Origin of the sequence: Streptomyces sp. BE20 (assembly GCF_036322525.1) — a bacterium.
In the GTDB taxonomy this organism is placed as follows: domain Bacteria; phylum Actinomycetota; class Actinomycetes; order Streptomycetales; family Streptomycetaceae; genus Kitasatospora.
Window position 1 is genome coordinate 1 of the sequence record NZ_JAQYWW010000691.1, and the last position, 4,205, is coordinate 4,205.

4 protein-coding genes and 1 pseudogene are annotated in these 4,205 nt (G+C 71.7%); 4 read left to right on the top strand and 1 reads right to left on the bottom strand.

What is annotated here, in order from left to right; genetic code table 11:
- From PUR61_RS15790 to PUR61_RS15805, 4 genes and pseudogenes are all read left to right on the top strand, one after another.
- Positions 1–141, top strand: a pseudogene (locus PUR61_RS15790) (IS481 family transposase); the annotation flags it as partial.
- A gap of 179 nt (positions 142–320) precedes the next feature.
- Positions 321–968, top strand: a complete 648-nt coding sequence (locus PUR61_RS15795) for a bifunctional 4-hydroxy-2-oxoglutarate aldolase/2-dehydro-3-deoxy-phosphogluconate aldolase (RefSeq protein WP_329879483.1) — start codon at positions 321–323, stop codon at positions 966–968.
- A gap of 14 nt (positions 969–982) precedes the next feature.
- A complete protein-coding gene (locus tag PUR61_RS15800; protein WP_329879486.1) occupies positions 983–1,891 on the top strand; it encodes a sugar kinase in 909 nt (302 codons plus the stop codon).
- A 52-nt stretch (positions 1,892–1,943) separates the two neighbouring features.
- Positions 1,944–2,816 (top strand): SMP-30/gluconolactonase/LRE family protein, encoded by an 873-nt coding sequence (locus tag PUR61_RS15805; protein ID WP_329879484.1) that lies wholly within the window; start codon positions 1,944–1,946, stop codon positions 2,814–2,816.
- A gap of 434 nt (positions 2,817–3,250) precedes the next feature.
- Here the strand turns inward: PUR61_RS15805 and PUR61_RS15810 are convergent, their stop codons facing one another.
- On the bottom strand, positions 3,251–3,520 hold the full coding sequence (locus PUR61_RS15810; protein WP_329879485.1) for a hypothetical protein: 270 nt from the start codon (positions 3,518–3,520) through the stop codon (positions 3,251–3,253).
- Positions 3,521–4,205: the final 685 nt, after the last annotated feature.

Consider the following 4,205-nt stretch of genomic DNA (forward strand, 5'->3'; position numbering starts at 1 on the left):
CGCCCCTACACCAGCAACCAGGAACGAACCGAAGCGCTCCCCGACTTCCTGCACGCCTACAACTACCATCGCTGCCACACCGCACTCGGAGGCCAACCCCCGATCACGCGTGTCAACAATCCTGCGGGTCAATACAGCTAGACGGCGGGCCACGGCGCTGCCGATGCCGCCCGCCGCGCCGGTGATCAGGGCTGTTCGGGTCATCGGGGGATACCTTTCGCCGGGCAGAGCGGGAAACGGCGGGCCGGGGTGGACCCGCAACACGAAAAGTATACGATATCCTAACTGTCGGTCCTGAGTCCTGTGCCCCGGAGGTATCCGTGCAAGCCGACGACCTTCTCCACGCCCTGCACACCCGCAGAATCCTCGCCATCGTGAGGGGCGACGACCCCGCCGCCGCCCTCGACACCGTCCTGGCCCTGTTCGCCTCCGGCATCGACGTGGTCGAGGTGTCACTGACCACCACCGACGCCCTGGCCGTCCTGGAGCGGGCCCGCGCGGTGCTCGGCCCGTCGGCCGCGCTCGGCGCCGGGACCCTGGTCACCGCCGCCGACGTCCGCGCCGCCGCCCGCGCCGGCGCCGCCTTCGCGGTGACGCCCGGCGTCACCAGGGCCGTGGCCGAGGCGAGAGCGCTCGGCATGCCGGTCCTCGCCGGAGCCGTCACGCCCACCGAGGTCGCCCTCGCGCTGACCGAGGGCGCCACCGCGGTCAAGCTGTTCCCCGCGAGCCTCGGCGGCCCCGGCCTTCTGCGTGCCCTGCGCGATCCCTTCCCGACCACCCCATTCGTCCCCGTCGGCGGCATCGACGCCGAATCAGCCCGCGCCTTCCTCGCCGCAGGCGCCCTCGCCGTCGGCGTCGGCGGACCGCTTATCGGCACCGCCGCCCACACCGGCGGGGACACCCGCCTGCCCGCGCGCATCGCCGCCTTCCGCGCCCTGGCCCAGGAGACCCCGTGCCCGACGTCCTGACCCTCGGCGAGGCCATGGCCGCCCTGCGCTCCGCCCGCCCGCTCCACCTCGGCGGCACCCTCGACCTCTCGGTCGCCGGAGCCGAGTCCAACGTCGCCATCGGCCTGGCCCGCCTCGGCCACGACACCCGCTGGATAGGCGTCACCGGCGACGACGAGCTCGGCCGCCTGGTCCTGCGCACCCTGCGCGCCGAGGGCGTGGACGTCACACACGCCGCCGTCGACACCGCCGCCCCCACCGCACTGGTGGTCTTCGAACCCCGCGTGGCCGACGTCGTCCGCGTCGCGTACTACCGCACCGGCTCCGCCGGATCCCGGCTCACCCCCGACCACCTGGCCGCCGCGCTCGCCGAGGGCGCCCGCGTCGTCCACCTCACTGGCATCACCGCAGCCCTCGGCCCCGGCCCACGCGCCGCCTTGGAAACGGCGGCCCGGACCGGGCACGCCACCATCTGCCTGGACGTCAACCACCGCTCCAAACTCTGGTCACGCGCCGCCGCGGCCCGCGTGCTGCGACCACTGGCCCCCCTGCTCGACATCGTCGTGGCCTCCGACGACGAACTTGCCCTCGTCGCCCCGGCCGGCGCGACGACCGAGACCGACCGCGTCCAAGCCCTGCTCGACCTCGGCGTCGGCGAGATCGTGGTCAAGCGCGGCGCCGCCGGCGCCGAAGTATTCACCGGGAACGGCAAGGTGGCCCGGCCCGCCGTACACGTTCCGGTCAAAAACACCGTCGGTGCCGGGGACGCCTTCGTCGCCGGCTACCTCTCGGCACTTCTGGACGGCCTGCCGGCAGCCGGCCGGCTCCACCGAGCGGTGACCACCGGCGCCTTCGCGGTCGCGGCCGCCGGCGACTGGGAAGGCCTGCCCTTCCGGCACGAACTGGACCTGCTCGACAGCGAGCCCGGCACCACCCTGCGGTGAACCGACCGCACGAGCCGACACGGCACGCGGCGAACGAGGAAAGGAGACGGCGATGACCACCCACGACTGGCAACCCTGGACACCCGGGCGCTACCAGTTGGGCGAGGGCGCACGCTGGCACGAGAGTCGGCTGTACTTCGTCGACCTCCTCCAGGGAATCCTGTACGGCTGCCACCCCAACCGCGCACGCCACCCCTGGCGCGAACTCGACCTCGATATGCCGCTGGGCGCCGTCGCCCCGGTCGCCGGCCGCCCGGGGCAGTGGATCGCAGCGGTCGGCACCGGCGTCGCCCTGCTGCGCCCGGGCTGTCAGCCGCACTGGCTGGCCCGGGTGCCGGCCGCCGCCGGACACCGGCTGCGGATGAACGACGGCGCCTGCGATTCGGCCGGCCGATTCTGGGCGACCAGCATGGCCGTGGACGCGGCCCGCGGCGTCGGCGCGCTCCATCGGATCGACCCGGACGGCTCGGCGCACCGCGTGCTGACCGGCCTCACCGTGCCCAACGGCCCGGCCTTCGACGCCACCGGCACCACGCTCTACCTGGCCGACAGTGCCCACGGAACGATCACCGCCTACCGGGTGCACTCCTTCTCCGGGCGCCTCGGCCCGGCCCGCACACTGGTGCGCCTGGCCCCTGAGGAGGGGAGGCCGGACGGTATGACGGTCGACGACCGGGGCCTGCTCTGGGTCGCCCTGTGGGGCGCGGGACGGGTGCACTGCTACAACGCGCGCGGGCTGCTGAAAGCCGTGCTCGCCGTGCCCGCCGCGAACGTCAGCAGCGTGGCCTTCGGCGGCGGCCGGATGTACGTGACCACCGCGCTGCACCAGCTGGCCGCCCCCGGCCCGTTGGCGGGGGCGGTACTGGCCCGGCCCTGCACGGTCACCGCTCCCGCCGCCGCCCCCTTCCGCCCCCACCTCCCGTGACCGGGGACCGCGCGCGGGGCGACCGGGCCGGGAAACGATCCGGTCACACCCATGGCCCTGAGTTCGTATATCAAATACCGTTAAGGGGTTCGTTTGCTGCCAGAAGCATCCTCGTCGTGCCACCCGCCACGATCAGCGCCATCTGCAAGGACTCGGTCTTCGGCCGCCAGGCCGCACTCGCCGCCGAACCGTGCGAGGGCCGCATCAGCATCGGGCCGCAAGTTCGTAGGCGCCCCGTCATCGCCGCCCCCTCGTCACGCACAGCAACGCACCAGTCGCCCCTTCGGCATCGCGGCTTCGCCGCCACCGCGACCGCGACCGCCATCCTCACCGGACACGAGATTTCCCACGACGAGATCACAGACACCTGCCCCTCGATGACCTTCCCTCGACCGGAGGGCGGGGACCGTACTCAGGAGATCCCCATGAAGCTTCTATGTCTCGTCAACCCCTGGCGCCGTCGCGGCGGCGTTGTTGAGGTGGCGGTAGAGACGTCGGGCGACGTAGCCGAAGCCGCCCGCATGGGCCGCACGGGTCGGCGGCACGGCAACAATGAACTCGGCGCCGCGCATGTCGCCAATGCCAGGCATGCTGGTGATCGCTTCGACGTGGGGACGCTCACGAAGCCGGCCCTCGACCAGGGCTTCGAGCTCGACGATCGTCGGGCCGAGGGACATCACCTGCCTGGCCAGGATGTGGACCACCTTCGGAGGCATTCTCTCCCGGGGACGACGGTGTGCCCGGCCTCGGCCGAGCCTTGTGCGACGTGGGCCGTGCCCCTCGCCATGGAGGCTTCCGCGGGTGGCTGACCAGGAACGCGACCCACAGTGTGCCTCCGCTGACGTTCACGACCCAGGTGACCAAGCCACCGTCAGCCAGCTCCAGTACGTCGCTGCGCAGTTCCGGGAGTTCGGACTCGCTGTTCGACACTCGTCGGGACAGCACGGAGTTTCTCGTCCTTGTGGATCAACGTACAACAGTGTGCGGCCTTGCCCGCGTCCGTACCGTCCCACAGTTCCGGTATCCGGTTCTCCCCGTCGACGCGCGTGTACTCGTCCCAGCAGACGGCCTCCCCGACGTGTCCATACGAGCGATTTGGTTAGCGCATCCCAGTCAGCGGCCGAGTCGTCGTGAGGTGCCGGACGGTCAGTCTCCTGAAGCCACCCCGCGGTGTCCTGATCCTACGAATGACCAGAACCACCCCACGAAGAAAGGTATGAACACACTTGCGTACCCAGCCACTGCGCGTCACCAAGGTCGAGGCCGTAGCCCTGTCCGCCAGCTTCGACGACCTGTACGACTCGCCCGAGGACGTGCCGGACTGGCTGCGGTACCCGGCCTCCAGCCACCTGGTGCTGCCCCGCCGGGGCCAGTACGCGACCCTCGTCA

Bases quoted from the DNA above. Each gene is read 5' to 3' on its own strand.
- PUR61_RS15800 (WP_329879486.1), top strand. From the start codon at position 983: ATGGCCGCCCTGCGCTCCGCCCGCCCGCTCCACCTCGGCGGCACCCTC.
- PUR61_RS15805 (WP_329879484.1), top strand. From the start codon at position 1,944: ATGACCACCCACGACTGGCAACCCTGGACACCCGGGCGCTACCAGTTG.